The sequence below is a fragment of the Thermomonas sp. genome (genome assembly GCF_046293095.1).
Lineage (GTDB): Bacteria > Pseudomonadota > Gammaproteobacteria > Xanthomonadales > Xanthomonadaceae > Thermomonas.
The window spans coordinates 242831-268382 of the sequence record NZ_JBKBPN010000004.1 but is presented as its reverse complement, the minus strand read 5'-3'; the positions used below and the strand labels follow the sequence as shown (position 1 = coordinate 268382).

At 71.7% G+C, this 25552-nt stretch carries 19 protein-coding genes; 6 read left to right on the top strand and 13 right to left on the bottom strand.

Annotated elements, in window-relative coordinates; genetic code table 11:
- Positions 1 to 226: 226 nt before the first annotated feature.
- Positions 227 to 421: a hypothetical protein gene (locus ACK4SG_RS09915; RefSeq protein WP_409601579.1), complete on the top strand. Its 195-nt coding sequence runs from the start codon at positions 227 to 229 to the stop codon at positions 419 to 421.
- 213 nt (positions 422 to 634) lie between these two features.
- Here the strand turns inward: ACK4SG_RS09915 and ACK4SG_RS09910 are convergent, their stop codons facing one another.
- From ACK4SG_RS09910 to recC, 3 genes are read right to left on the bottom strand one after another with little or no spacing between them, the layout of a single operon-like run.
- Positions 635 to 2590, bottom strand: a complete 1956-nt coding sequence (locus ACK4SG_RS09910; RefSeq protein WP_409601578.1) for an AAA family ATPase — start codon at positions 2588 to 2590, stop codon at positions 635 to 637.
- Positions 2587 to 6210 carry a UvrD-helicase domain-containing protein gene (locus ACK4SG_RS09905; RefSeq protein ID WP_409601577.1) on the bottom strand — a complete coding sequence of 1208 codons (3624 nt, stop codon included), beginning with the start codon at positions 6208 to 6210 and terminating at the stop codon, positions 2587 to 2589. The genes ACK4SG_RS09910 and ACK4SG_RS09905 overlap by 4 nt, the downstream gene beginning before the upstream one ends.
- Positions 6207 to 9557 carry an exodeoxyribonuclease V subunit gamma gene (gene recC, locus ACK4SG_RS09900; RefSeq protein WP_409601576.1) on the bottom strand — a complete coding sequence of 1117 codons (3351 nt, stop codon included), beginning with the start codon at positions 9555 to 9557 and terminating at the stop codon, positions 6207 to 6209. Before recC ends, ACK4SG_RS09905 begins: the two co-directional genes overlap by 4 nt.
- A 203-nt stretch (positions 9558 to 9760) precedes the next feature.
- On the opposite strand from recC, the gene ACK4SG_RS09895 reads away from it, so the two are divergent.
- From ACK4SG_RS09895 to ACK4SG_RS09875, 5 genes are all read left to right on the top strand, one after another.
- Positions 9761 to 10549, top strand: coding sequence for an ABC transporter ATP-binding protein (locus ACK4SG_RS09895; RefSeq protein WP_409601575.1), 789 nt, complete (start codon positions 9761 to 9763; stop codon positions 10547 to 10549).
- A complete protein-coding gene (locus ACK4SG_RS09890; protein ID WP_409601574.1) occupies positions 10549 to 11298 on the top strand; it encodes an MlaE family lipid ABC transporter permease subunit in 750 nt (249 codons plus the stop codon). The genes ACK4SG_RS09895 and ACK4SG_RS09890 overlap by 1 nt, the downstream gene beginning before the upstream one ends.
- 69 nt (positions 11299 to 11367) lie before the next feature.
- Entirely contained in the window at positions 11368 to 11889 is a 522-nt protein-coding gene (gene mlaD, locus ACK4SG_RS09885) for an outer membrane lipid asymmetry maintenance protein MlaD (RefSeq protein ID WP_409601573.1), read from the top strand.
- Complete coding sequence (locus tag ACK4SG_RS09880; RefSeq protein ID WP_409601572.1) at positions 11886 to 12533, top strand: phospholipid-binding protein MlaC; 648 nt, start codon at positions 11886 to 11888, stop codon at positions 12531 to 12533. The genes mlaD and ACK4SG_RS09880 overlap by 4 nt, the downstream gene beginning before the upstream one ends.
- Before the next feature lie 152 nt (positions 12534 to 12685).
- Positions 12686 to 13708: a VacJ family lipoprotein gene (locus ACK4SG_RS09875; RefSeq protein WP_409601571.1), complete on the top strand. Its 1023-nt coding sequence runs from the start codon at positions 12686 to 12688 to the stop codon at positions 13706 to 13708.
- A gap of 12 nt (positions 13709 to 13720) precedes the next feature.
- On the opposite strand, the gene rmuC is transcribed toward ACK4SG_RS09875, so the two are convergent.
- From rmuC to ACK4SG_RS09825, 10 genes are all read right to left on the bottom strand, one after another.
- Entirely contained in the window at positions 13721 to 15100 is a 1380-nt protein-coding gene (gene rmuC, locus ACK4SG_RS09870) for a DNA recombination protein RmuC (protein ID WP_409601570.1), read from the bottom strand.
- 43 nt (positions 15101 to 15143) lie between these two features.
- Positions 15144 to 15851 carry a VIT family protein gene (locus ACK4SG_RS09865; protein ID WP_409601569.1) on the bottom strand — a complete coding sequence of 236 codons (708 nt, stop codon included), beginning with the start codon at positions 15849 to 15851 and terminating at the stop codon, positions 15144 to 15146.
- A 76-nt stretch (positions 15852 to 15927) separates the two neighbouring features.
- Positions 15928 to 17157: a TolC family protein gene (locus ACK4SG_RS09860; RefSeq protein WP_409601568.1), complete on the bottom strand. Its 1230-nt coding sequence runs from the start codon at positions 17155 to 17157 to the stop codon at positions 15928 to 15930.
- The gene (locus ACK4SG_RS09855; RefSeq protein ID WP_409601567.1) at positions 17154 to 17477 is read right to left on the bottom strand and encodes a DUF3240 family protein; all 324 of its coding nucleotides are present in this window, start codon (positions 17475 to 17477) and stop codon (positions 17154 to 17156) included. Before ACK4SG_RS09855 ends, ACK4SG_RS09860 begins: the two co-directional genes overlap by 4 nt.
- Positions 17474 to 20554 (bottom strand): efflux RND transporter permease subunit, encoded by a 3081-nt coding sequence (locus ACK4SG_RS09850; protein WP_409601566.1) that lies wholly within the window; start codon positions 20552 to 20554, stop codon positions 17474 to 17476. The genes ACK4SG_RS09855 and ACK4SG_RS09850 overlap by 4 nt, the downstream gene beginning before the upstream one ends.
- Positions 20555 to 20558: 4 nt before the next feature.
- On the bottom strand, positions 20559 to 21659 hold the full coding sequence (locus ACK4SG_RS09845) for an efflux RND transporter periplasmic adaptor subunit (protein WP_409601565.1): 1101 nt from the start codon (positions 21657 to 21659) through the stop codon (positions 20559 to 20561).
- 232 nt (positions 21660 to 21891) lie between these two features.
- Positions 21892 to 23238, bottom strand: a complete 1347-nt coding sequence (locus tag ACK4SG_RS09840) for a sensor histidine kinase (RefSeq protein WP_409601564.1) — start codon at positions 23236 to 23238, stop codon at positions 21892 to 21894.
- Complete coding sequence (locus tag ACK4SG_RS09835) at positions 23225 to 23890, bottom strand: response regulator transcription factor (protein ID WP_409601563.1); 666 nt, start codon at positions 23888 to 23890, stop codon at positions 23225 to 23227. The genes ACK4SG_RS09840 and ACK4SG_RS09835 overlap by 14 nt, the downstream gene beginning before the upstream one ends.
- An 89-nt stretch (positions 23891 to 23979) precedes the next feature.
- Complete coding sequence (locus ACK4SG_RS09830; RefSeq protein ID WP_409601562.1) at positions 23980 to 24327, bottom strand: DUF5694 domain-containing protein; 348 nt, start codon at positions 24325 to 24327, stop codon at positions 23980 to 23982.
- The gene (locus tag ACK4SG_RS09825; protein WP_409601561.1) at positions 24209 to 25393 is read right to left on the bottom strand and encodes a class I SAM-dependent rRNA methyltransferase; all 1185 of its coding nucleotides are present in this window, start codon (positions 25391 to 25393) and stop codon (positions 24209 to 24211) included. Before ACK4SG_RS09825 ends, ACK4SG_RS09830 begins: the two co-directional genes overlap by 119 nt.
- Positions 25394 to 25552: the final 159 nt, after the last annotated feature.

Genomic DNA, 25552 nt, shown 5'->3' with positions numbered 1-25552 from the left:
AGACAACGACCTTGAAGTGTTCTTTCTCAAGGACGGAGAGTGCAGAAGGCTGCACATTTTCATAGTCGATGAGTACGTAATTTGTCCGCATCCAATTTCCTCACAAGCGCTGCTAACACCTGAATTAAGCCGCTGCGCTGCGGCCAAACACAAACCCTAGTCAAGCCACGAAGCGCAGTCGGCTTGAATGAATTGTTAGCTGGCTGTGACCAGCGTTGGAGGTTGAGTGAAAGAGTCGAAAGCATTGCAGGTGTTGCGAAAGCATAACGACTGGCGGCGAGGCGGCAAGTCTGAGCAGCAGGACGCGCTGGAAATTGGCGAGGCTATCGACGTTGCCATTGCCGCGCTGGAATCGAACAAGCGGCAACGGAAACGAATGCCGAACATCACTAATGTCGATGAAATCATCAATGCCAGCTAACACCTAGTAGACCCCACAAGCGGGGCATAAGCAGGATAGTGCGCGCACGGCGGCCACTGGTCAAGGCGAATTCCCGCGGAAATTCAACCACTTGCCCCTGTTTCGTCGCAGGGCGGTTGCTGAATCCCCTGAAATGGAACCCACGGATGGGGGCGTAATGGCGCGGCAGGCGGCAAATCGGGGTGTAGCACCGGGAATGGCTTTGTCCGGAATTCATTGCAACCTCCCCCCCAATCCCGACACCCGCCCCGCGTGCCTTGCCAGCGCCGCGGCAATCACCTCCGCGCTGCCTGCCAAATGCAACGCAGTGCGGGCGCGGGTCAGGCCGGTGTAGAGCAATTCACGGCTAAGCACGCGGGCGTCGCGGCGGGGCAATTGCAGCCACACGGTGTCGAATTCGCTGCCCTGCGCTTTGTGCACGGTCATGGCGAAGGCGGATTCATGCGCGGGCAGCGCGGCGGGGTGGAAGGCGCGCGGGCCGTCGGCGCCGGGGAACCACGCCAGCGGCGTGCCGTCGGCATCGGCCAGGCAGACGCCCACGTCGCCGTTGAACAGGTGGTGGCGGTTGCTGTTTTCGGTAATGAGCAGGAGGCGGCCCGGGAACCAGGCGGGCGGGCTGCCGATGCGGTGGCCGGAGAGCTGCGCTTCGATGCGGGCGTTGAGGCCGCGGGCGCCCTGTGGGCCGTCGCGCAGCGCGGTGAGCAGGCGCAGGCGGGGGGCGCGGGCCAGGGCGTCGGCCGGGTTGGTGGCGGCGGCCAGGGCGCGGAAATGCGCCAGCAGGTCCACGCCGGGCGCGGCCAGCGGGTCGTCCGCGTTCTCGTGGAAGTGGACATTGGCAAGGCCGCCACCGCGCAGCAGGGCCAGCGTCCCGACGGCATCGCCACGGCGCACGGCGTCGGCCAGCGGGGCCAGTGCCAAGGTGTCGCTCTGGCGCCAGCCGCGGGTGAGGTGGACGCGGTGGCCGTGCAGGGCGGGGGTTGCGGGCGGGGCGGCCGCGGGTTCGTCATCCCCGCGTCCGGAGGAATGACACGGCAAGGCATCGCCTCCGTCGGGACGCAGGGCTGCGGCATCGCCTCCATGGGGCTGACGGGCAAGGGCGTTGTCGAGCGTGAACGGCTGCACGCCGCCCAGCAGCGGTGCCAGCGCGGCGGCATCGTCCGCACGCAGCGCGGCGCCGTTGCCGGTGGCGCGCAGGATGCCGGCCAGCACGTCGCCGGCTTCCACCGAGGGCAGCTGGTCCGGGTCGCCCAGCAGGATCAACTGGGCGCCGTCGGGCACGGCTTCGGCCAGCTTGCACATCAGCGGCAGATCCACCATGGAGGCTTCGTCCACCACCACGATGTCGAACGGCAGCGGGTGGCCGGCGTGATGGCGGAAATCCGGGCGGTCCGGCAGTACGCCCAGCAGGCGGTGCAGGGTGCTGGCGGTGGCGGGCAGCGCGGCCAGCACGGCGGCATCCACGCCCAGCGTGGCCATGCGCTGCACGGCGGCGCGCAGGCTTTCGGCCATGCGGTCGGCGGCGCGGCCGGTGGGCGCGGCCAAGGCGATCCGCGGCGGCGCGTGGCCGGCGTGTACCGCCTGCGCCACCCGCAGCGCCAGCAGCCGCGCGATGGTGGTGGTCTTGCCGGTGCCGGGCCCGCCGGTGACCAGCAGCAGCGCGCGGCGCAAGGCCAGCGCGGCGGCGCGGGCCTGGGCATCACCGGCGGCGGCATCGGGGAAAAGTTGGACAAACAGCGGGGCAAGCAGTTCGACATCGTTTGCCGGCACCGGCGCAGCGGCGATGGCGCGCAGGCGCTGCGCAAGGCGGCGCTCGTATTCGCGGTAGCGGCGCAGGTACAGCAAGCGCTGGCCGTCACCCAGGCGCTCCCACACCAGCGGCGCGGTGGCGGCCGGCGCATCGGGGGCGTCGGGCGTGGCGACGAGGGGCGAAGCTGCGAGTTGGCGTGCCCAGTCGTCGGCATCGGGCCACGGCAGGTCGGCATCCACCACCAGGCGCGGACGCGCGGGGTCGAAGCCGGCGTGGCCCTGCGCCACCGCCAGCGAGGCCAGCGCGGCGGCGGCCAGCACGGCGTCCGGCGTGGCCGGGTCCAGCCGGCGCAGGGTGTTGGCCAGCGCGTCGTCCAGCGGGCGCAGCGCACCGAGGCGGGTGAGTTCGCGCAGCAGGCTCATGGCGTGCCTCCCGCGTGGCCGAACAACGCGTCCAGCGCGTGCACCAGCTCAGGCGCGAAGCACTGCGCGTGGATGCCGGGCGAGGGGTTGCGGGTGGCGTCGAGACCGCGGCAGAACACGTAGCGGATGCCGCCGAAGTCGCGCGCGTAGTCGTAGCCGCCACCGGATGCGGCATCGCCCAGGCGGAAACGCAGCCAGCGGTGCAGCGCCAGCGTGTAGATCAGCGCCTGCAGGTCGTATTCGCTGTGCGCCATGGCGCGCTGCAGGGCCGCAGCGTCATACGCGGGCAGGCGGTTGGATTTGTAGTCCAGCACGTACCAGCGGCCGTCGTGGCGATAGGTGAGGTCGATCAGGCCGGTCATCAGGCCTTCCAGCTGCTGGCGCAGGCCGAAGCCCTGACGCTCGCGCACCACGCCGTGCGCGTGCAGCAGCGCCAGCAGCGCATCCACGCGCGTGGGCTGCAGGGAAAACTGGAATTCCAGCTCTGCTCGGCGCGCGTCGGCGGGCACGTCGCACAGGCGCACGCCTTCCGGCAGCGCGACGGTCAGCGTGTGGCCCACCAGCCGCGTGGTCAGCGCCACGCCGTCGGCCAGCGCGTCTTCGCCGTAGCCTTCACCGCCCAGCGCCGCGGCGATCACGCGGGCCTCGTCGGCGGGCGCAGGCGCGCCGTCCCGCCAGGCGCGCCAGGCGGCGAAATCGGCGTGTTCCAGCGCGGCGTGCAGCGCCACGCCGTAGCGGTTGCCAGCAAAGCGTGGGTCGAACGCCGCCGCTTCGGCCGGGGCCTCGTCGAGGGCCTCGCCCGCCTCGGGCTCGTCGCTGCCGCCGGGCGCGGGCAGGGTGGCGGCGCTGCTGGCATCACCGCCTTCCGCCCTGGCCAGCTGGCTGAAGCTGTACACCCACCAGTCGTTGCGCAGCACGCGCGACGGGGTGCGCGCCGGCGGCACCGCGCCGTCCTGCGCGGCCGGCAGGCGCGGCAGGTCCGCGGGCGGCAGCGTGGCATCGAACGCGACGCCGGCGGCGCGCAGCGCGTTGGCATCCCCCAGCATCGGCGCCAGTGCGGTCTTGTCCGCGTTGTAGAACGGACCAGTGGCCAGCCACAGCGCGTGCTCGGCGCGGGTCAGGCCCACGTAGAGCAGGCGCGCGTCCTCGGCCTGTCGTTCCTGCAGCCAGGCGGCTTTTGCCTCCGGCCAGCCGGCCTCGGGCAGCGCTTCCAGCTTCCAGTGCAGGCGGCGGCCGGCCCCGGCGTCGTGCACGGTGCAGTAGCGGCCGGGATCGGCCGGCTTGCCGCCGATGCCGACGAAGGGCAGGAACACCAGCGGGTATTCCAGGCCCTTGCTCTTGTGCAGGGTGACGATCTGCACGCGGCGGGCATCCGATTCCAGCCGCAGCAGCTGCGCCTCGTCGCCGGGGTCGGCCTCGGCGATGCGGCGCGCCAGCCAGTCCACCAGCCCGTGCAGGCCCAATGCGGTGCGCTGCGCTTCCTGCAGCGCTTCGGCCAGCTGCAGGAAGTTGCTGACGCGGCGCTCGCCGTCCAGCAGCCCCAGCAGGCGGTCGGCCTGGGCGGTACACAGCGCGGTGACCAGCGCCAGCGGGCCGCCGCTGCGCAGGCGGTCGCGCCAGTGCTGCGCCTGCATCTGCCAGCGGCGGTGGGCGTCGCCGTCGCGGTCCAGTGCATCGATGGCGGCAGCATCCTGCCCCACCAGCACCGTGGCCAGCGCAGCGCGCAGGCGGCCGTCGTCGCCCCCGTGCAACAGCGCCAGCAGCAGCACGTGCAGCTCGCGCGCCTCGTCGGTGGCAAACAGGCTCTGCTTGCCGGCCGCCACCGCCGGGATGCCGGCCAGTGCCAGCGCGCGCTGCACCTGCGTGGCCTCGCGATGGGTGCGCACCAGCACGGCGATGTCGCCCGGCTGCACCGGACGCAGCGTGCCTTTCTCATTCAGCTGCGCCCGCCCCGCGCGCGCGTCCGTCAGCACGCCGTGGATGGCGGCAACGCAGGCGCGGGTGGCAAGGTCACGCGCCTCCGCCGCGCGCCAGGTAGTCTTCGCCTTGCCCTTGGCGTCCTCGCCGGCGGGCGCGGGTGCCTGCCACACGGTCAGCGCCGGCGCGGGCGCACCGTCGCGCAGATAGTCGTGGTCGTGGCGCTTGCCGCCGGGTTCGACGGGGTGGAAGACGATGTTGTCATCGACAAACGCCGCCGTACCGGCCTGCCGGTACAGCGCCTCCACTGCATCCAGCACCGCCGGCCGCGAGCGGAAGTTGTGCGCCAGCGCCGGTGCATCGGTGGCCACTTTGCCGGCAGCCAGGTAGGTGTGCACGTCGCCGCCGCGGAAGCCGTAGATGGCCTGCTTGGGGTCGCCGATCAGGAACAGCGCGGGGGCGTCGCTGCCGCTGCCGAACACGCGGTCGAAGATGCGCCACTGGCGGGCGTCGGTGTCCTGGAATTCGTCCACCAGCGCCACCGCGTACTGCGCGCGCAGCTGGCGCGCCAGCGCGTCGCCCTGCGGCCCGTGCAGTGCGTTGGCGACGCCGGCAATCAAGTCGTCGTAGCCCTGCACGCGGCGCTGCCGCTTAAGCAGGGCCATGCGGTCGCGCGCGTCATCGCGCAGGCGATGCAGCAGGGCCGCGCGGCGGCGGGCCACATACCCCTCGTGCGCCTGCACGGCCTCGACGTAGGTCGCAATGGCGTCGCACAGCGGTGAGTCCGGCAGCATCGCTTCCTTGCCTTTGTTCGCCTTGGCGCGCATGGCGGCGGCGGTGAAGCGCTCGATCTTCGCATCCAGTGGCGCGTCGAACGCGCCCGCCTCGCACCACGCCGTCCACGCCGACCACAGGGGGTCGATCCAGTCGAACTTGTAGCTCTGGCCGTTAAGTACCTTGCCATCGAGGGCAGCACGCAGCGCCGCGAGAAAGTCCGCACCGTGCGCCCGAAAGGCCTCGGCCAGCGCCCGGCCCGCCGCCAGGAGACGCGGCTGCGGATCGGCCGGTATCGGCACCGCCGGCGGCCGCAACACCGGCACCTCCAGCAGATCGCGCAAGTCCTGCGCCAGTTCGGCGTAGCCCTGCTTCCACAGCGCCAGCAGATCGTCGGCGCTGGCCGCGTCCTGCGCATGGACGCGCCAGAGATCGGCGGCCACCTGCTCGCGCAGGTCGCGGTCGTTGGCCAGCAGCTCCGGCACGTCGAAGCCCTGCCCGGCGTCCAGCGCATGTTCGCGCAGCACCCGCATGCAGAAGCCGTGGATGGTGAAGATGGCGGCCAGGTCGATGTCCACCGTGGCCTGGCGCAGGCGGCGGCGCAGCGCCTCGTCGGACTCGACACCCCGGGCACGCTGTTGCGCCAGCAGCTGGTGGGTCAGCACGGCCTCGGGCGGGGCGGCGTCGGTGGGCGGCGCATCCAGCAGGGCCAGCGTCAGCTGCAGACGCTCGCGGATGCGCTTGCGCAGCTCCTGCGTGGCGGCCTCGGTGAAGGTGACGGCCAGGATCTGGCCGACGCGCAGGCCGCGCTCCACCACCAGCCGCGTGACCAGCGTGGCCAGCGTGTAGGTCTTGCCGGTGCCGGCGCTGGCTTCGATGCGCTGCACGTCCTGCAGCGGAACGGCGAGGTAAGGATCAGGCGCGCTCATGCGGCGTCCTCGGCGTCGTCGTCCGGCAACGCCGCATCGCCCACGTCGATGGGCGCGGCTGCGCCATGCACCACCGCACCGAACACCAGGCCGGCAACGCGGGCGAAGTCGCGCAGCGCGGCATCGTCCGCAAAGGGATCGCGGCCCCGCAGCGCCAGCCGCAGCGCGTCACCGGCGCCCTCCGCCCAGCCACCGCTGCCGCTTCCGCGCCACTTGGCGGCGGCCTTGACCACGCCGCGCACCGGATCTTCTTCCGCGAACAGCGCCCAGCCGCTGTAGGGTGCAAACGGCAGCGGCTTCTGCAGGCCTTCACGGCGCAGCGTCAGCAGCGTGCGCAGGGCGTCGATGGCCGCTGCCTGCGACAGGGCCGGGCGCGGGTGCGGCCCGACGCCCGCCGCATCCGTGTCGTGGAATTCGAAGCAGGGCAGCGCGTGGCCCGCAGCATGCAGCAGCAGCCAGTCCAGGCCGTGGCGGATCGCGGACGGGCCGTTGGGCGTGCCGAAGCGCAGCCGCGCAAGGCGGCCGGCATAGAGGCCATCCAGACGGCCATGCAGGCGCACGCCGTCGATCTCCACGGCCACCGCCAACGTGTCCTCCGCGGCGCCTCCGCGCCATGCGGCAAACGCCTCGGCATACGGCGTCACTTCGTCCACGATGTCGTCCAGCACACGCCGGCCCAGCGGCCCGGACGGCAGCAGGCCGCGGGCGCGCAGCGGTGCATACAGGGCGTCGGGCTGCGCACTGGCCAACAGGCGTTCGAACACCGCCCGCTGCAGCCGGGCGTGCGCCAATCCGCGGCCCGGTGCCTGCAGTGGCTCGATGTCCTCCACCGCCTCGTCCGGCTCCGGCAGCCGCAGCTGCAGGCGCTGGCGCAGGAACTGGCCGGCAGGATCCAGCAGGAAGCGGCGCAGGGCATCCAGAGGGAGGTCGTCCTCGGCCTGCGCCGGCGGTGCCAGCGCGTCCGCGGCATCGATCCACGGCGGCAGCGCGCGGCGTGCGCCGGCCAGCCGACCGGCGGCGGGATGCCAGGCGGCCTGGTAACTGAAGACGCGCGGATTGGGCTGGCCGGCGGCATCGGTGGCACCGAACGCGGTGGGCGAGAACGGTTGCAGCGGATGCGCCAGCACCAGCGCCTTGCGTGCGGCCTCCACGTCCACGTGTTGCGCGGCAGCGACGGCCACCAGGTCCGCCACCAGCGGCGACGGCTCGCGGGTGCTGCCGTCACGCGGATCGCTGCCCAACCAGCTGACATACAAGACATCCTGCGCCGACGTCAGCAGTTGCAGCAGCAGGTAGCGGTCATCGTCGCGGGTGGAACGATCCCCCAGGCGGCGGCGGTCGGTCCCCAGCTCGGCGGTGAGGCGGTTGAGCCCGGCAGCGGGATCACGGCGCGGGAAGTCGCCGTCACTCATGCCCAGCAGGCAGATCACCCGGAACGGTAGCAAGCGCATCGGCACCATCCGCGCAAAGCTGACGCCCCCGGTGAGCAGCGGGGCGCGGGTATCGGCATCGCCCAGCACCTGCGCGAAGTGCGCGCGCACCACCTCCGCCGGCACCGGGGCGTCCACGCCGGCGCGGGCGGCATCGCGGGCAAAGCCGTCCACCAGTGTGCGCAGGCGCTCCAGCGCACGCTGCGTGGGCGCGGCGGACGGCGGCCGCGGCAGCAGCGCGTCGAGCAGCTGCAGCAGGCGCTCGCGCCACTGGGCCGGCGGCATCGCTTCGGACAGCACGCGCTCGTGCCGCGCCAGCACGCGCAGCAGCTGCAGCAGCGCGTCCAGCGCCGACAGCGCGCCACCTTCCAGCTGCGGCCACGGCGCCACGCCCGCCACCTCCTCCTCGCTGCCGGTGGCGTGCCCCAGCAGCAGGCGGTCCAGCGCGAATTGCCAGGTGTAGGCGGCATCGGCGGGCGCACCGTGGCGGGCGCGGTGGCCGGCATCCAGCCCCCAGCGCGCGCCGGCCGCATGCAGCCAGCCGCGCAGGCGCTCCAGCGCGTCGGCATCCAGCCCGGCCGCCTCGGCCAGCGGCGGGCTGGCCAGCAGGTCCAAGGTCTCTTCCAACCCGAAGCGCGCCACCGGCAGCGCCAGCAGCCGCAGGAACACGTCGGCCAGCGGCTCGCCCGCCAGCGGGCTGGCATCGGCAACGGCGTACGGGATGGCATCGGCCTGGCCATGGCCGCCGAACACGGCGTCCAGATAGGGCACGTAGGGATCGATGTCCGGTGCCAGCACCGCGATGTCGCGCGGCTGCAGCGGCGGATCGAAGCGCGTGTCCTCCAGCAGCGCGCGCAGCCGGTCGTGCAGCACCTGCAACTCGCGCAGGCGGGTGTGACAGGCGTGGAACTGCAGGCTGGGATCGCTTAAGTCCACGGCCGCGCGCGGCGCAGCCCCCGGCACGGCGCGGCGGTGGAAGATGTCGGCCTGCAGCCGCGCCAGCAGGCGGTCGGGCACGCCGCCGGGCGCCTGCTCGGGGTCGGCCGAGGCGTCCACCTCGAAGCTGGGGTGGACCTGTTCGTAGCTGCCCAGCAGGGCCAGGAAATCGCGGCCGGCCGCGCCCCAGTCGCGCAGCAGGGGATGCTCGTCCGGGGCGTCGTCCTCGCCACGGCGCGCATGCGTCTGCAGATCGCCCCAGCCGCCGCCGGTAGGCGTGGGCAGGTAGAAGTGCAGCGTGCCCACCCGCGCCTGCGTGGCCAGCACGCGCAGCACGTCGGGGGACACGTTGAGCAGGGCAAAGGCGAACAGGCGCGGTGGCAAGCCCACTGGCCGGGCGTCGCCATCGGCAAACCGGGCCAGATACGCCTGCAGGCGGTGGACGCGATGGCGACGGCCGGCGGCAACCGCGCGCCACAGGATCGCCTGCGGGTCGTCGGGGTCGGCGCCGTCTTCCCAGCGCAGCAGCCAGTCGCGGCGCCAGGCCTGGTATTTCTCGAAGGTGGTGGCCAGCTCGCCGGCCAGCGTCCACGCCTTCAGCGGATCGTCACCGGTCACGTACGCGGCCAGCGACGCCAGCGCCGGGCGCGCCAGCAGCGCGGGGTCGGTCAGCGCGGCGTGCAGGCGCCAGTGCAGCGCCGCGGCGTCCAGATCGTCATCGCTGCGGCCCAGGTTGGCATCCAGCGCGCGGGCGACGAATTCGCCCGGCGTCAGGAATTCCAGGTTGGCGGCGATGCCGTGCACCTGCGCCAGCGTGGCCTGCAGCCAGCGCCGCATGGCCACCTGCGGGATCAGCACCGTGTCCGGCGCCAGCAGGCCCTGGCCTGGCGCGGGCGTGCGCAGCGCCTCCGCCAGCAGCCCGGCCAGCACGTCCAGCGCATTGGAATGGTAGAGGCGGAAGTCGGGGGCAGGGCCGGACATGCGGGCATCATGCCGGAGCCGAATCGCAGGAGGCGAGACGCAGCATTCCACCGCCAAATCCGTGACGGCCTGCATGCAGGCGCCGGATCGGTGATAATTCCTGTACTTGCGGGTTCATTCGCTTCGCCCCCTGTTCAGCCTGTGCCCGCCAATCTGTGCCGCCCGCGCGCACCCCATCCGTCCCGCTTCGATACGGGCCTTCCATGACCGAGCTTGCCTCCATCGCCGTGCGCCTGTCCGATATCCGCCTGGAATACGGTGGGCGTGCGGTCTTGCGCGGGATCAACCTCAGCGTGGCCAAGGGCAGCATGACCGCCGTGCTGGGCCCGTCGGGCAGCGGCAAGTCCACCCTGCTGGCCGCCATCACCGGCGAGCTGGTGCCGGCCCAGGGCCAGGTGGAGGTGTTCGGCCAGCCGGTTCCACGCGACGCCCGCGGGCTGCTGGCGATGCGCAAACGGCTGGGCGTCCTGCTGCAGGGCAATGGCCTGCTGACCGACCTGACCGTGCTGGAAAACGTGGCGCTGCCGCTGCGTGCCCATTCCGGCCTGCCGGCCGCCGAGATCCAGGCGCGGGCGCTGGCCAAGCTGGAGGCGGTGGGGCTGGCAGCCGCCGCCGACCGCTTCCCGCGTGAACTGTCCGGCGGCATGGCGCGGCGGGCGGCGCTGGCGCGCGCGTTGGCGCTGGATCCGCCGCTGCTGCTGTGCGATGAGCCGCTGACCGGGCTGGACCCGATCGCCAGCGGCGTGGTCATGAGCCTGCTGCGCCAGCTCAACCAATCGCTGGGACTGACCTGCATCGTGGTCAGCCATCACGTGCGCGAAACCCTGCCGGTGTGCGACCAGGCCGTCGTGGTCGCCAACGGCGGGCTGGCCTTCGATGGCACGCCCGAGGCGCTGCAGGCCAGCCAGGACCCGCTGCTGCGGCAGTTCCTGGACGGCAGCCCGCACGGGCCGATCGCCTTCGACGACGTCACTGGACAGAGGGCCGCCTGATGCCGCTGACCTCGCTGCTGCGTTCGTTGGGCCGCGCCGGGCTGTTTGCCCTGGCGGTGCTGCGCGCCTCCCGTCCGGGCGCGGATTTCCTGGTCGAGCTGATCAAGGAGATCTACAAGATCGGCGCCCGCTCGCTGCCCATCATCCTGGTCGGCGGTGCGTTCGTCGGCCTGGTGCTGACCCTGCAGGGGTATCGCACCCTGACCACGTTCGGCGCCACCGATGCGCTGTCCACCCTGCTGGGCCTGTCGCTGTACCGCGAGCTGGGCCCGGTGCTGACCGCGCTGCTGTTCATTGGTCGCGCCGGCAGCTCGATCGCTGCCGAGCTGGGCCTGATGCGCGCCACCGACCAGATCAAGGCACTGGAGCTGATGGCGATCGATCCGCTGGCCAAAGCCGTGGCGCCGCGATTCTGGGCGGCGGTGCTGAGCCTGCCGCTGCTGACCGGGCTGTTCTGCCTGATGGCGATCACCGCCAGCTGGTTCGAGGCGGTGCGGGGGCTGGGCCTGGATAACGGCACGTTCTGGGCCGCACTGCAGAACAGCGTGGATGCCTGGGACGATTTCGGCGTGGCCCTGCTGAAATCCGCGGTCTTCGGTGCCACTGCCGCACTGGTGGCCGCCCACGCCGGGTTTTATGCCGAACCGACCATCGAGGGCACCTCGGTGGCCACCACCCGCGCCGTGGTGAACGCCTCGCTGCTGGTGCTGATGTTCAATTTCGTGATGTCGGCGCTCCTGTTCCGCTAACCACCGCCCGTGCGGAGCCGGATTCCGGTCATGCCGCCACCTGCCCTGTTTCGATGAGGACCTTCCTTCATGGCAATCCGTAGCCCCAGAGTCGAATTCGCGGTCGGCGCCTTCCTGCTGGTGGCGCTGGCCTCCTTGCTGGTACTTGCCTTTGTGTCCACCAACCGCCAGTTCGGGGACGGCGGTGGGCAATACCCGCTGCACGCGCGCTTCAGCTCGATCGGTCAGCTGCGCCTGCAGGCGCCGGTGCGGATCGGCGGCGTGACGGTGGGGCGCGTGTCCGCACTCGAACTCGATCCCAAGCGCTTCGATGCGCTGGTGACGCTGGACATCGACAAACGTTACCAGCTGCCCGCCGACACCTCGGCCGGCATCTTCACCAGCGGCCTGCTGGGCGAGAGCTACGTCGGCCTGCAGCCCGGCGGCGACCCGGAAAACCTGAAGCCGGGCGAGGAAATCGCCTACACCCAGCCGGCGGTGGATCTGATCCAGCTCGCAGGCAAGTACATGTTCGGGGGCAGCAGCGCGTCCACGCCCGCCACCCCGAATGCCCCCACGAACGCACCGTCCCCCACGGAAGCAACCCCATGAAGCCCCTGATCCTGTCTCTGGCGCTCGCCCTCGCCGCCCCGCTGCTGGCCACCGTGCCGCTGCCCGCCCAGGCCCAGCAGGCCGCCACCACCCCGGGCCAGCAGGTCGTTGCCAACGGCAGCCGCATCCTCACCATCCTGCAGCAGCGCCGCGCGGAGTTCCGCAAGAATCCAGCCGCGCTGCGTGCGTTCATCGATGCCGAACTGCGCAGCACCTTCGACAGCAACTACGCCGCGCGGCTGGTGCTGGGCACCCATGGCCGCGGGGCCAGCGATGCCGACGTCAAGCTGTTCGCCGACGCCATGGTGGACAACCTGATGCAGCGCTACGGTTCCGCCCTGCTCGACTTCGAGGGCAACCCTCGGCTGCGCCTGAAGGGTGAGACGCCGCTACCGGGCGGCCGCGGCATCAAGGTCTCCACCGAGCTGCTGCGCGACAACGGCGCGCCGGTGCCGGTGGACTACCTGGTCCGCAACAACGGCGGTTGGAAGATCTTCGATGTGATGATCGAAGGCGTGTCCTACGTGCAGACTTTCCGCAACCAGTTCGACAGCCCGCTGCGGCAGAAAGGCATCGCCCAGGTGGCGGCCGACCTGCGCAATGGCACCCTGCAGACCACCAACGGAAATGACAGCCGCCGCTGAAGGCCCCCGCTACGCCGGACGGCACCGGCTTGGCCCTGCTGTCGGCGCTGGCCCAATGCTTCGCCGCGCATCGAGGGCCAGCCGCCGGGCCTGGCCGGGCTGCGTGCCGCCTACCGTATGACTCCTGACCCGCTTCGCTTCCAAGGACCCGCATGAACCGCCTGTTGACCTCGACCGCCCTGGTTGCCGCGCTTGCAACCGCCGGCTGCGCCAGCGCGCCGGCCGCGCGCGAGGTCGCCCCGGCGGCGCCGGTCGTCCCGGTCGCGGCCGCACTGGACGCCGCACCCGCCGTGGCGACGGACACCTTGCCGGTACCGCCAGCCGAGGCGCCCGTCGACGCCCCGATGGCCGAGGGGAGCCCGGCCGCTGCCACTGCTGACACCTCCGCCACCAGCGACGCGCCCGCCACGCCGGCGGAAGACGACTTCGCGGCGATCTACGGCGACACCGCCGCACCCGCCGACGGCCAGGGCAGCGGTGCCACCGTGCTGGACCCGTGGGAGCCGATGAACCGGCGGGTGCATGCGTTCAACAACGCCATCGACCGCGCCGTGATCCGCCCGGTGGCACGTGCTTACGTGAACGTGGTACCGCAGCCGCTGCGCGCGGGCGTGACCAACTTCTTCGACAACCTCGGCTCGCCGCTGGCGTTCGCCAACCTGCTGCTGCAGGGCAGACCGGGCGAGGCGGTGGAGATGCTGGGCCGCTTCCTGGTGAACACCACCTTCGGCATCGGTGGCCTGTTCGACCCGGCCGGCAAGCAGCTGAAGATGCACCGTCACAGCGCCGATTTCGGCCGCACGCTGGCGCGCTGGGGCTGGCAGCAGTCGCGCTACGTGGAGCTGCCCTTCCTCGGGCCGCACACCCTGCGCGATGCGTTAGGCGAGGTGGGCGACATCTCGATGTCGCCGCTGAGCTACGTCGAGGAAGACCGCACCCGCATCTCGCTGCAGGCGCTGCGGCTGACCGACCTGCGCGCCGGCCTGCTCAGCATCGATGCCCTGCGCGAGGCCGCGCCCGATGAGTACGTGCTGACCCGCGACGCGTGGCTGGCCCGCCGCCGCTACCTGGTCGAAGGCGACCGCAGCCACCGCAACGAGGGCGTGGACGCGCTGCCCGAGTACATGATGGAAGACGAGCCGGCCGCCACGCCGCCGGCCCAGCCAAAGCCCTGATCGCGGCGAGGCTCAGTCCCGCGCCGGTGCTGCCAACGCCACCGGTGCGTCCTCGGCCGACTCGCCCGGCAACGCATCCACCTCGCGCAGGCTGCGCTCGATGGCGCGGGTGCGCACGCCGGTCTGCTCGATCTGCCTGCTGGCCTGGTCAAGCTTGTCCTTCACCTTGTCCAGTACGTCGCCAAACTTGCCGAACTCGGTCTTGGCCTTCTCGAGGATGCGCCACACTTCGGCCGAGCGCCTTTCGATGGCCACCGTGCGGAAACCGATCTGCAGGCTGGTGAGCAGGGCCAGCAGGGTGGTCGGCCCGGCCAGGGTGATGCGCTGCTCGCGCTGCAGGGCTTCAAACAGCCCGGGCCGGCGCAACACCTCCGCGTACAGCCCTTCGGTGGGCAGGAACAGCACCGCGAATTCGGTGGTGTGCGGCGGGCAGATGTATTTGCCACGGATGCGCTTGGCCTCCTCGCGTACGCGCCGCTCCAGCGCATCGCCGGCCGCGCGCGCCGCATCGGCATCGGCACGCTCCTGCGCGTCCAGCAGGCGCTCGTAGTCCTCGCGCGGAAACTTGGCGTCGATCGGCAGCCACACCACCGCCTCGTCGCCCGCACCGGGAAAGCGCACCGCGAACTCCACTCGCTCGCTGCTGCCGGGAATGGTGGCCACGTTGGCGGCGTACTGGTCGGGCGCGAACACCTGCTCCAGCAGGCCGGCCAGCTGCACCTCGCCGAAAATGCCGCGCGATTTCACATTGGTCAGCACGCGCTGCAGCCCGCCGACATCGGCCGCCAGCTTGCTCATATCGCCCAGGCCCTGGTGCACCTGCGCCAGCATGCGGGTGACGTTGCCGAAGCTCTCGGTGAGCCGCGTCTCCAGCGTGGCGTGCAGCTTCTCGTCCACGGTGGCGCGCATCTGCTCGAGCTTGGCGGCGTTGTCGGCCTGCAGTGCCTGCAGCTGCTGCTCCAGCGTGGTGCGCATCTCGGCGATGCGTGCCTCGTTGCGCGCGGCCAGCTCACGCAGGCCCTGACCCAGCGCGTCGGCGTGCCGCTGCTGCTGTTCGGCCAGCTCGCCACGGGCCTTGCGTGCGTCCTCGACCAGCGCGGCGCGCAGCGCGTCCAGCCGCGCATCGGTGCGCTGGGTCAACTCGTCCAGGCGCTGGTCGGTACGCGCCGCCACCGCCTGCAGCTGGCTGCCGAACCCGTCGATGCGCTGGCCCTGCTGCAGGGCGAAGCCGTCCAGCTGCGCGCGCAGCTCGCTGCGGCCCTCGCGCTGTTCCTCGCGCAGCTGCGCGGCGATGCGTTCTTCGGGGCGGCGCTGCAGCTGCACCAGCAGCAGGACGAGTGCGGCCAGGACGGCCACCAGAAGCAGGATCAGCAGCAGCGTGTTGGTATCCATCCCGCCAGTGTAACGGCGGGCGTCGCAACGCCTGCGACTGCGCTCAGCCGACGTTGACGCCGAACAGCCAGCCGATCAGCGCGGTGGCGCCCTGCGCCAGGCTGCCCCACAGCAGCACGCGCAGCGCGCCCTTGATGCCGCCGCCGCCGGCGACGCGCTCGGCAACAAAGCCCAGCACCGCCAGCAGCACCAGCGAGCTGGCGACCAGGACGGTGGACAGGCCCGGGCCGGACCACAGCCAGGCCAGCAGCACCGGCGGCAGCGCGCCCAGGGTGAACGCGCCGGCCGAGGCCAGCGCCGCCTGCACGGGGCGTGCGCGCTGCACCTCGTGGATGCCGACTTCGTCACGCAGATGGGCGGCCAGCACGTCATGCGCGGTCAGCTGCTCGGCCACCTGCCGGGCCAGCGCCGGTTCCAGCCCGCGCTGGATGTAGATCTGGGTGAGCTCCTGCAGCTCCGCTTCCGGATGCTGCTCCAGCGCCGCGCGCTCGATGCGGATGTCGGCTTCCTCGGCATCGGCTTGCGAGCTGACCGACACGTATTCGCCGGCGGCCATCGACAGCGCGCCGGCCACCAGACCGGCCAAGCCGCTGAGCAGGATGGTGGCGGGCGCGGCCTGCGCGGTGGCCATGCCCAGCACCAGGCTGCCGGTGGAGATCAGGCCGTCGTTGGCCCCCAGCACGGCGGCGCGCAGCCAGCCTGCGTTGTGGCTGCGATGGGATTCGTGGTGATGGTGATGTTCGACAGGCATCGGCGGCATCCGGTGACGGGGGGGGGTGAAGCGCGCGGTGGCATCAGGATTGTAGGCCAGCCCTGCGCAAGGGCCGCTATTCGTCGTGCCAGAGCTCGTGCGAATCCACCAGCACCCGCAGGCGCGCCAGCTCGGCCTCGGCGCGGGCATCGGCTTCGGTGGACACCAGCTGGGCATGCTGGCGCTGCACCAGCAGCCATTCGGCCACTGCCACCTCGCCCAGTTCCCAGCCGCGCCTGATCCGCTGCAACGCCGCGGTACTGGCCGTCAGCGCGGCCTGCTGGGCGCGCCACTGCTCGGCCAGGGTGACCGCGGCATTCACCGTGACCACCGCTTCGCGGGTGATGTCGCGCCGCATTGCCTCGGCATCCCCATGCAGGGCGGCGGCGTTGGCGGACTCCGCCTGCGCGTTGGCACTGCGCTGGCGGCCGCCCAGCGGAAAGCTGAGCACCAGCCCGGTGACCTGCTCGACGCCGCCGCGCTCGTCCAGCCGGCGCAGCCCCAGCGTGGGATCGGCGATGCGTTCGGCGCGGGCGCGGGCGGCACGGGCGTCGGCCTGTTCGGCATCGGCCTGCAGGGCGCCGATCTCGTGGCTGCGCGCGATGATGCGGTCGATCCACACCTGCGGCGTCTCCGGCAGCGCCAGCGGCGGATCCACCGCGGGCGCGACCTCGGGAATCGGCAGGCCGGGGAAGTCGCTGTGCAAGGCCTCGCGGGCTGAGCGCACCGCGGCCTGTGTGGCCAGGGCACGCGCACGCGCCTGTGCGGATTCGACCTCGAGCAGGTCCAGATCCTTGCGGGCCGCCGCGCCCAGCGCCACCTGCCGGGCCAGCCCGGCGCGCTCGGTCTCCAACAGGTGCAGCTGGATCTCCGCGGTGCGTTGGCGTTCGGCCGCGCGCAGCCAGTCCATCCAGTCGCCCAGCAGGCGCCGCGCCGCCTGGTGGCGGGCATCGTCAAGACGCAGCTCGGCCGCACGCACGCCGATATCGCCGATGCGGCGGTCCAGCGCGGCCTTGCCGGGCAGGCGGAACGTGCGGCTCAGGATCAGCTCGGTCTCGACGTAGCGCTGGTGCAGGCCAGGCTCGTCCACGTTGCGACGCAGGCGTGCGCCTTCAAGCTGGAATTCGTGCGGCCCCGCGGCCAATGCGCGGGCCCGCGCCTGCGCTGCGTCCAGGCGGGCGCGGGCGGCGGCGACATCGGGCTGCAGTTCAATCGCGTCATGCACCACATCGTGCGGTGGCAACCATTGCTGCGCGGGCGCTGCCGCGCTGACCAGCCACAGCAGGCCCAGCATCCATCGCTTCATCCCAGCCTCCCCATCGCCAGCACCGGCTCCAGCCACCAGCGCACGTCGTGTGCGTCCACTTCCTGCCGCAGCTTCGCCAGCACGCCATCCACCTGCGCCGGCGGCAGCAGCATCCACAGCACCCGACGCTCCACCCGCCCGCGCACCTGTTCGGCGGCGGAGGCGCGGGCGAAATCGCTGGAATGGCCTTCCGCCTGCAGCAGGGTGAACCCGGGCATCCCCGGCGTGGCCACCAGTGCCTCGGTCACCGCCTGTTCCAGATGCGGCGGGAACACCAGCACCAGCCGCACGGCAGCGTGGGCGTCTTCGATCATGGTCATGCGGCCTCCTTCTTCGCAGCGGCGATGCCATAGCGGCGGTACAGGATCGGCAGCAGCAGCAGGGTCAGCGCGGTGGAGGTCACCAGGCCGCCGATCACCACCACCGCCAGCGGGCGCTGGATCTCCGAACCGGGGCCGGTGGCCAGCAGCAGCGGGACCAGACCCAGCGCGGTGATGCTGGCGGTCATCAGCACCGGCCGCACGCGCTGCAATGCGCCACGGCGCACCACCTCCTGCAGCGGCAGGCCGGCGTCGTGCAGCTGGTTGAAGCAGGTCACCAGCACCAGGCCGTTGAGCACGGCGATGCCCAGCAGGGCGATGAACCCGACCGATGCCGGCACCGACAGGTACTGCCCCGACGCCCACAGCGCCAGCACGCCGCCGACCAGCGCGAACGGGATGTTGCCCAGGATCAGCAGCGCCTGGCGCAGCGAACCGAAGGTCATGAACAGCACCAGGAAGATCACCGCCAGCGCCACCGGCACCACCAGGCCCAGGCGGCGCGCGGCGCGCTGCTGGTTCTCGAACTGGCCGCCCCATTCCATGCGGTAGCCGGGCGGCAGGCGGACCTCGCGCGCCATCGCAGCCTTGGCGTCCTCGACGAACCCGACCAGGTCGCGACCGCCGACATTGGCCTGCACCAGCGCGTAGCGCGAGCCCTGCTCGCGGCCCACCTTCACCGGGCCATTGCCGGCGGCCAGCCGGGCCACCGCCGACAGCGGGATGTCGCTGCCGTCAGGCAGCGCCAGGCGCAGCAGCCGGAAGCGCTGCTCGGACAGACGCACCTCGTCGCCACCGCGCACCAGGATCGGCGTGCGCATCCCCGGCTCGATCACGGTGCCGGCGCGGATGCCGTCGATCTGGGCGCGCAGCTCGTCCTGCACGTCGGACACCGACAGGCCATGGCGGCCGGCCGCGACCGGGTCCACCACCACCTGCAGGTAATCGACACCCTCCACCGCCTGGGTGATCACGTCCTGCGCACCGGGCACCCGCCCCACCGCGGCGGCGGCCTGCTGGGCCAGCGCGCCCAGCACATCGAGGTCGGGGCCGAAGATCTTGATGGCAAGGTCACCGCGGCTGCCGGTGAGCATCTCGGACACGCGCATCTCGATCGGCTGGGTGAAGCCGATGTCGATACCGGGGAAGCCCCGCAGCACCTTGCGCAGTTCATCCACCAGCCAGTCCTTGTCGGCCACGCGCCAGTCCGACTTCGGGCGCAGCTTCAGGAACATGTCGGTCTCGTTGAGGCCCATCGGATCCAGGCCCAGCTCGTCCGAGCCGACGCGCGCCACCACGTGCTCCACTTCGGGCACCTGCGCCTTGATCGCGCGCTCCACCGCCAGGTCCAGGGCGGCGGAACGCTCCAGCGAAATCGCGGGCGACTTGGCGATCTGCACCAGGATGTCGCCCTCGTCCATGGTGGGCATGAAGCTCTTGCCAACACCCAGGTAGGCCGCCACGCCCAGCGCCAGCGCCACCAGCGCCGGCACCAGCGCCCGCTGCGGCCGCGCCAACACCGCATCCAGCAGCGGGCGGTACAGGCGGTCCACCTGCCGCATCAGCCACGGTTCGTGGTGCGCGTGCGAGCGCAGCAGCAGCGACGACAGCACCGGGATGAAGGTGAGGGACAGCAGCAGCGAGGCCGCCAGTGCGAACACGATGGTCAGCGCCACCGGCGCGAACAGCTTGCCTTCCAGCCCTTCCAGCGTGAGCAGCGGCAGGAAGGTCAGGGCGATGATCAGCATGCCCGCGGCCACCGGCACCGCCACCTCGCGGGTGGCATCGAACACGCGGTGCAGGCGCGGCAGGTGGGCGCCGCGCGCATCCGGCTGCAGCCGGGTCACGGTGTTCTCCACCACCACCACCGCGGCATCCACCAGCATGCCGATGGCGATCGCCAGCCCGCCCAGGCTCATCAGGTTGGCGGTCTGCCCGCTCAGCTGCATCAGCAGGAAGGTGAACAGCGCCGCCAGCGGCAGCATCAGCGACACCACCAGCGCCGCGCGCAGCTCGCCGAGGAACAGCAGCAGCAGCACGACCACCAGCACGGTGGCTTCCACCAGCGCGGAGCGCACCGTTTCCACCGCACGCTCGATCAGCTGGCTGCGGTTGTAGAACGGCACCACCCGCACGCCCGGCGGCAGGCTGGACGCCAGCGCCTGCAGGCGCGTCTCGGTGGCGTGCACCAGCTTGGAGGCATCGACGCCCCGCAGCGCCACCACGATGCCTTCCACCGCCTCGCCGCGGCCGTCGCGGGTGACCGCGCCGTAGCGCGTCATCGCCTCGGTGCGGACGCTGGCCACGTCGCGCACCCGCACCGGCGGCATGCCGGGCTTGAGCACCACGTTGCCGATGTCGGCGGCGTCCGCCAGTGCGCCTTCCACGCGCACGATCAACGCGTTCTCGCCGGCGCGCAGGCGGCCGGCGCCGTCGTTGCGGTTGTTGCGTTCCAGCGCGTCCACCAGATCGCGCAGGCGCAGGCCGTTGGCCAGCAGGCGGGCGCGGTCGGGCACCACCACGAACGACTTGACCTCGCCGCCGAGCGCGTTGACGTCGGCCACGCCGGGCACCGTGCGCAGCGCCGGGCGGATCGTCCAGTCCAGCAGGCTGCGCTTCTCCTGCAGGCTCAGGCCACCGCCCTCGATGGTGAACATGAAGACGTCCGACAGCGGCGTGGCGATCGGCGCCAGGCCACCGCCGACGTCGGCCGGCAGCACGCTGGTGACGTTGGCGTAGCGCTCGGCGACCTGTTGGCGCGCCCAGTAGATGTCGGTGCCCGGCGCGAAGTCCAGGGTGACGTCGGCAATGGCGTACTTGGCGGTGGAACGCAGCATCACCGCGCCCGGCACGCCCAGCAGCTCCATCTCCAGCGGCGCCACCACCCGGCTTTCCACTTCCTCCGGAGTCATGCCCGGCGCCTTCAGGATCAGCTTCACCTGGGTCGGCGAGATGTCCGGATAGGCATCGATCGGCAACTGCAGATAGGCGCGCAGGCCAGCGCCGGCCAGCGCCAGCACCGCCAGCAGCACCAGCAGCCGCTGGCGCAGGGAAAACGCGATCAGACGCGACAGCATGGGCCTACTCCGCCGCCGCCAGGGTCTTCAGCACGTTGCCGCCGGCCGCGGCCACCGGCACGCCGGCACGCAAGCCGGTGCCAATGACCACCGCGGTGCGACCGTCACCGCCCAGCTGGCGCACCGCCACGCGACGCCACGCGCCATCCTCGCGCACGAACAGCACCTGTCCCTTGCCCTCCTGCAGCACCGCGCTGGCCGGCACCGCCACCGCGCCTGCCGGGGCAGGCAGGCGCAGGGTGACATCCAGCTGTTGGCCCGGTAGCAGGCCGCTGCCGGGGTCCACCTGCGCGCGCACGCGCACGCTCTGCGCACCCGTATCGGCATCGCCACTCACGGCCGCCACGCGCGCCACGCCACCGCCAGGCAACGCCACTGTCTGGCCCACGCGCAGCTGCGCCGCCAACTCCATCGGCACCGCGAATTCCAGGTCCAGACGTTTGCCGGCAACCAGCGAAAAGGCCGGGGCCAGCGCCTCCAGCGCCTGCCCGGGGCGCACTTGGCGGCGCAGCACGCGGCCCGCCTGCGGCGCCAGCAGCTCGAATTCAGCCGCGGCGCCGCTGGGACGAAACTGCGCCAGCGCAGCGCTGGCCTGGCGCATGCTGGCGAGGGCCATCTGCGCGCGGGCGCGGCTCTCCTGCGCGCGGGCGGCGGGAATCAGGCCCTCCTGCTCCAGCAGGGTGTCACGGCGGGCCTGCTGCGCGGCGACGCCGGACTCCGCCTGCGCGCGCGCCAGATCGGCCTGGGCGGCAAGCAATTCGCGGCTCTGTACGCGCAGCATCGGCTGCCCGCGCTGCACCTGCTCGCCCTCGTCCACCAGCACGCGGGTGACCACGCCGGCATAGGGCAGGGTGACCTGGGTGCTGGATGCCAGCGGCATCGTGACTTCGGCCGGCAAGCCTGCCACCGGCACCGCGTCCGCTGCCGTGGCCGGCACTTCGCGCAGGCCCAGGTTGGCGGCCTGCGCGGCGCTGAGACGGATGCGACCCTCGGCATCGGCGCGAGGCGCCAAGGCCGCGTCGGCAGCGGGATCGGGGGCGCGCTGGCAGGCGGGCAGGCCCGGCAGGGCGAGGGCAACGGCGAGGACGAGCAGGCGTGGGCGCATGGCGGAGACGGCATCCGGCAGAAGGCGCCAGCCTGGCAAACCAAGCTTTTGGCTCGCTTAAGGCTGCCAGAGGCCCAGGCAACCTCCGAACACCCTGGAAATTTCTGTCGGCGATGGCGGGCGGACCACGCATCGCTCGCGCAAGCAATTGATGGGTGTGCGCCAAGCGCCCGGACAGGGGCTGGGCTTGGCATGGACTGACAACGCCAGAACGGCGTTGCCGGGACTTTTCCTAGAGTGCTGGGATCGGCCCCAATGCGGCCTCCAGCACACCATCGCGCAGGCGGAAGTCCAGAACCAGCCCCAGCGCCGCCGCCATTGCCAGCACTAACGCCAGACCCAGCCCGGCGTGGCGGACATCGGTGGCACGATTGCCGCGCCAGTGACGCTCGCCGAACCGGGCCACGTCGGCTTCGGCCAGGCCCGAAGCGCGGTTACGTACGCGCAGCCACCAGCCGGCACCGTCGGCGGACAGCGCCACCTCGACCGGCGTCCCCGGGTCGCCGTACTCCATCGCGTTGCGCAGCAGGTTGGCGGCGATGCGCTCCAGCATGCCGGCATCACAGACACCCCACGCCTCCTCCGGCACCTGCAGGGCCAGGCGCGCGGGGTCCAGCTCCTCGCCGCCGCTGGCTACCAGCGCGCGCAGCAGCGCCGCCAGATCCAACGGATCGGCCTGCGGTGGCTCCTGTCCGGATTCGAACCGGGCCAGCGCCAGCAGCGCCTCGATCCCGCGCTGCATGCGCGCATTGGCATCGCCCACGGTAGCCAACGCACGTCGCAGCGCGGCGGGGTCGCCGTCGCGACGCGCAAGCTCGGTGACGGCGGCGATTTCCGCCACCGGCGTGCGCAGTTCGTGGGCCACGCTGCGCGACAGCCGGCGCTCGCGTTCGGCCAAGCCCCAGGACGTGCGCAGTGCGGCGTGGGCCGCCTCGACAAACGGATGCAGCTCGCGCGGGGTGGTGGCCAGCGACCCCGGCTCTGGTGGTCCGTCGTGCGACAGCCGGCGCGCCTCGCGCGCCATGTGCACGAAGGCCTGGCGCACCAGCAGCAGACACAGCAGCACGGCCGCGATGACGGCCGCCAGCGTCCCGGCCAGCAGCACCGCGTGCATGCGCCGTTCGGTGCGGTCCCAGCTCTCCCGCTCGGTCGCCACCACCAGCCGGCTGCCGGCAAGATCACCGCTGGCCAACGTTTCCACCCGATAGCGACCGGCATGGCCATCGGGAAGCAGGATGTCGCCCTGCACGCCGGTGGGCGCGCGCAGCGGACGGTCGCCACTGTTCATCGATGCCGCCTGCAGCCGGCCACGGGCGTCGTAAATAGCGAAGAAGTCGGTGTGGCCGGCGATGTCCCAGGCCGGCAGCACCTCGTCCAGCGAATGCGCCCCCGCGCCCAGCTGGCGAACCAGCGCGCCGGTGCGTGCGGCCAGGAACTGGTCCAGCTGGCGGTACATCGCACGGTCCACCAGCACGTCCAGCACCAGGAACAGGCCGCCCAGCAGCAGGCCGATGGCCAGCACCAGCTGCCACGCCAGGCGCGTGCGCAGCGACCAGCCATGGGATTCAGTCGATCGCATAGCCGAAGCCCCGCCGGGTGTGGATGGGATCGGGCGCACCGGCCTTGGCCAGCTTGCTGCGCAGGGTGCTGACGATGACCTCCACCACCTTGTCGGACGCCTCGCTGGCGCTGTCGTAGAGGCGGTCGAAGATGGCCGCACGCGACAGCACCTTGCCGCGCTGGCGCAGCAGCAGCTCCAGCAGCGCGTACTCCTTCGGCGACAGATGCAGATCGGTGCCCTGCCAGCGCGCGCGGCGCGCATGCGGGTCCACCTGCAGCGCGTCCCATGCCAGCAGCGCGGTGCCGTCCTCGCGCGGGCGGCGGGCCAGCGCGCGGACCCGCGCCAGCAGTTCGTCCAGGGCGAACGGCTTGACCAGATAATCGTCCGCGCCGGCATCCAGCGCGGTAACGCGATCGGCCACGGTATCGCGCGCCGACAGCATCAGCACGCGGGTGGGCGCCCGCGAGGCGCGCAGCGCGCGCAGGACGCCCAAGCCATCCAGCCCCGGCAGCATCCAGTCCAGCACCAGCAGGTCATAGTCATGGGCGGCGAGGAAGCGCAGCGCGGCCGGGCCTTCCGCCGCGTGGTCGCAGGCATGGCCTTCAGCCGCCAGGGTGGCGCGCAGGCTATCCGCCAGCGCAGGCGAATCCTCGACGATCAGCAGCCGCATCGGCGTCGCGCCTGGGGAAAATCGTGCATGGGGCTCCTTCACATGCCAGCAGTCCAGCTCCGCATGCTACCGCCCTGCGGCCGCCCAGATCAGCGCAGCACGCACGTGGCGTCGACCACTTCCACGCCCTGCATCATGCCCAGCAGCGCGTCGAACCACGGCTTGTGCGACGCGCCGACCACGGCCAGCACGCGCGCGCCGGGGTGTTCGCGGAACGCGGCGCGCAAGTTGGCGACCCTATGCAGGTTGCGCGCCTCCCACCCGCCCAGGTACTGGCGGCCGAAGCACTGCGCCGACGGGCGCCAGGGTTGAAAGGCGTCAGTCCAGCACGCGGCAGAACACCGCCTTGAGGTAGCGCGATTCAGGCACCTGCGCCAGCCACGGGTGGTCCGGGCCGGCGCCGGCCACTTTGAGCACCTGTACGGTGCGGCCGGCATAGAACGCGGCGCGGCGCAGCATGTCGAGGAACTGCTCCTCGCTGACCAGGCCGGTGCAGCTGAAGGTGGCGAACAGGCCGCCGGGCTTCACCACGCCCAGCGCCAGCTTGTTCATGTCGAGGTACTTCTTCAGCGCGTTGATGACCTGCTCGCGGTCGCGGGTCATCTTGGCCGGGTCCAGGATCACCGCGTCGAAACGCTCGCCATTGAGGGCGGCGTCGCGCAACCACGGGAAGATGTCGGCCTGCACGAAGCGCGGCTTGCGGCTGCCGATCAGGGCGCTGTTGAGGTGCGCGTTCTGCTTGGCCAGCTCGATCACGGCCGGGTCGATATCGATACCCACCACCTCGGCCGCGCCGCGCGCCGCGGCATACACCGCAAAGCCGCCGGTGTTGCAGCACAGGTCCAGCACGCGCTTGCCTTCGACCTGCCGGCTCAGCCACTCGCGGTTCTCGCGCTGGTCGGCAAAAAAGCCGGTCTTGTGCGCGCCGGCCGGGTCGGCGCGGAACTTGATGCCGTGTTCGGTGACGATGGCCGGTTCGGTGCCCTGCGTGTCCTTGTAGTCGAAGCTTTCCTGCTTCTGCACGTGCTCGTCGGCGAAGCTGTGGAAACGGCAGCCGGGGAAGTGCTCGCGCAGCGCATCGAAGATGATGCTGCGGTGCCGCCACGCGCCGGCGCTGAAGAACTCGACCACGATCAGGTCGTCGTAGCGGTCCACCACCAGCCCACTGATGCCATCGCCCTCGCTGTGCACCACGCGCCAGGCGTTGCTGATTTCATCCAGCCGGAGGATCTCGCGGCGCAGCCGCACCGCCTCGCCGATCTTGCGCACGAACCAACCGGCATCCACCGGCACCTCCGGGTTGCGCTCGAGGATGCGCACGGCGATCCGCGAATGGCCGTTGTAGAAGCCACGGCCAATGAACGCGCCGTCCACGCCGACCACATCCACCACGCTACCCGGCTTGGGCCGCTGCGCGGGCTTCTCGACCAGGCGCTGGAAGATCCACGGATGGGTGGAGTTCCAGGCGTTCTTCAGACGGACGACGGGCAGGGGTTCGGCCATGGGGCGTTGACACACGGGTAACGGGAATCGGATATTGTCGCCCAAGAAGGGGAGTAACTCCGCGCGCGGTCGTCGTCATGACGGGCCAACTGTCCCAAAGACAGCGCCCCGGCGCCGCGGCAGGCCCACGGCCTGTGAGTGAGACCTTCGCCGAACGGC

Coding starts and splice junctions, on each gene's coding strand:
- ACK4SG_RS09840 (WP_409601564.1), bottom strand. CDS start 23,238: ATGCGATCGACTGAATCCCATGGCTGGTCGCTGCGCACGCGCCTGGCG.
- ACK4SG_RS09850 (WP_409601566.1), bottom strand. CDS start 20,554: ATGCTGTCGCGTCTGATCGCGTTTTCCCTGCGCCAGCGGCTGCTGGTG.
- ACK4SG_RS09865 (WP_409601569.1), bottom strand. CDS start 15,851: ATGCCTGTCGAACATCACCATCACCACGAATCCCATCGCAGCCACAAC.
- ACK4SG_RS09890 (WP_409601574.1), top strand. CDS start 10,549: ATGCCGCTGACCTCGCTGCTGCGTTCGTTGGGCCGCGCCGGGCTGTTT.
- ACK4SG_RS09835 (WP_409601563.1), bottom strand. CDS start 23,890: ATGCGGCTGCTGATCGTCGAGGATTCGCCTGCGCTGGCGGATAGCCTG.
- ACK4SG_RS09855 (WP_409601567.1), bottom strand. CDS start 17,477: ATGACCATGATCGAAGACGCCCACGCTGCCGTGCGGCTGGTGCTGGTG.
- ACK4SG_RS09875 (WP_409601571.1), top strand. CDS start 12,686: ATGAACCGCCTGTTGACCTCGACCGCCCTGGTTGCCGCGCTTGCAACC.
- ACK4SG_RS09845 (WP_409601565.1), bottom strand. CDS start 21,659: ATGCGCCCACGCCTGCTCGTCCTCGCCGTTGCCCTCGCCCTGCCGGGC.
- rmuC (WP_409601570.1), bottom strand. CDS start 15,100: ATGGATACCAACACGCTGCTGCTGATCCTGCTTCTGGTGGCCGTCCTG.
- ACK4SG_RS09895 (WP_409601575.1), top strand. CDS start 9,761: ATGACCGAGCTTGCCTCCATCGCCGTGCGCCTGTCCGATATCCGCCTG.
- recC (WP_409601576.1), bottom strand. CDS start 9,557: ATGTCCGGCCCTGCCCCCGACTTCCGCCTCTACCATTCCAATGCGCTG.
- ACK4SG_RS09905 (WP_409601577.1), bottom strand. CDS start 6,210: ATGAGCGCGCCTGATCCTTACCTCGCCGTTCCGCTGCAGGACGTGCAG.
- mlaD (WP_409601573.1), top strand. CDS start 11,368: ATGGCAATCCGTAGCCCCAGAGTCGAATTCGCGGTCGGCGCCTTCCTG.
- ACK4SG_RS09860 (WP_409601568.1), bottom strand. CDS start 17,157: ATGAAGCGATGGATGCTGGGCCTGCTGTGGCTGGTCAGCGCGGCAGCG.
- ACK4SG_RS09830 (WP_409601562.1), bottom strand. CDS start 24,327: ATGCCGGCCGCACCGTACAGGTGCTCAAAGTGGCCGGCGCCGGCCCGG.
- ACK4SG_RS09880 (WP_409601572.1), top strand. CDS start 11,886: ATGAAGCCCCTGATCCTGTCTCTGGCGCTCGCCCTCGCCGCCCCGCTG.
- ACK4SG_RS09910 (WP_409601578.1), bottom strand. CDS start 2,590: ATGAGCCTGCTGCGCGAACTCACCCGCCTCGGTGCGCTGCGCCCGCTG.
- ACK4SG_RS09825 (WP_409601561.1), bottom strand. CDS start 25,393: ATGGCCGAACCCCTGCCCGTCGTCCGTCTGAAGAACGCCTGGAACTCC.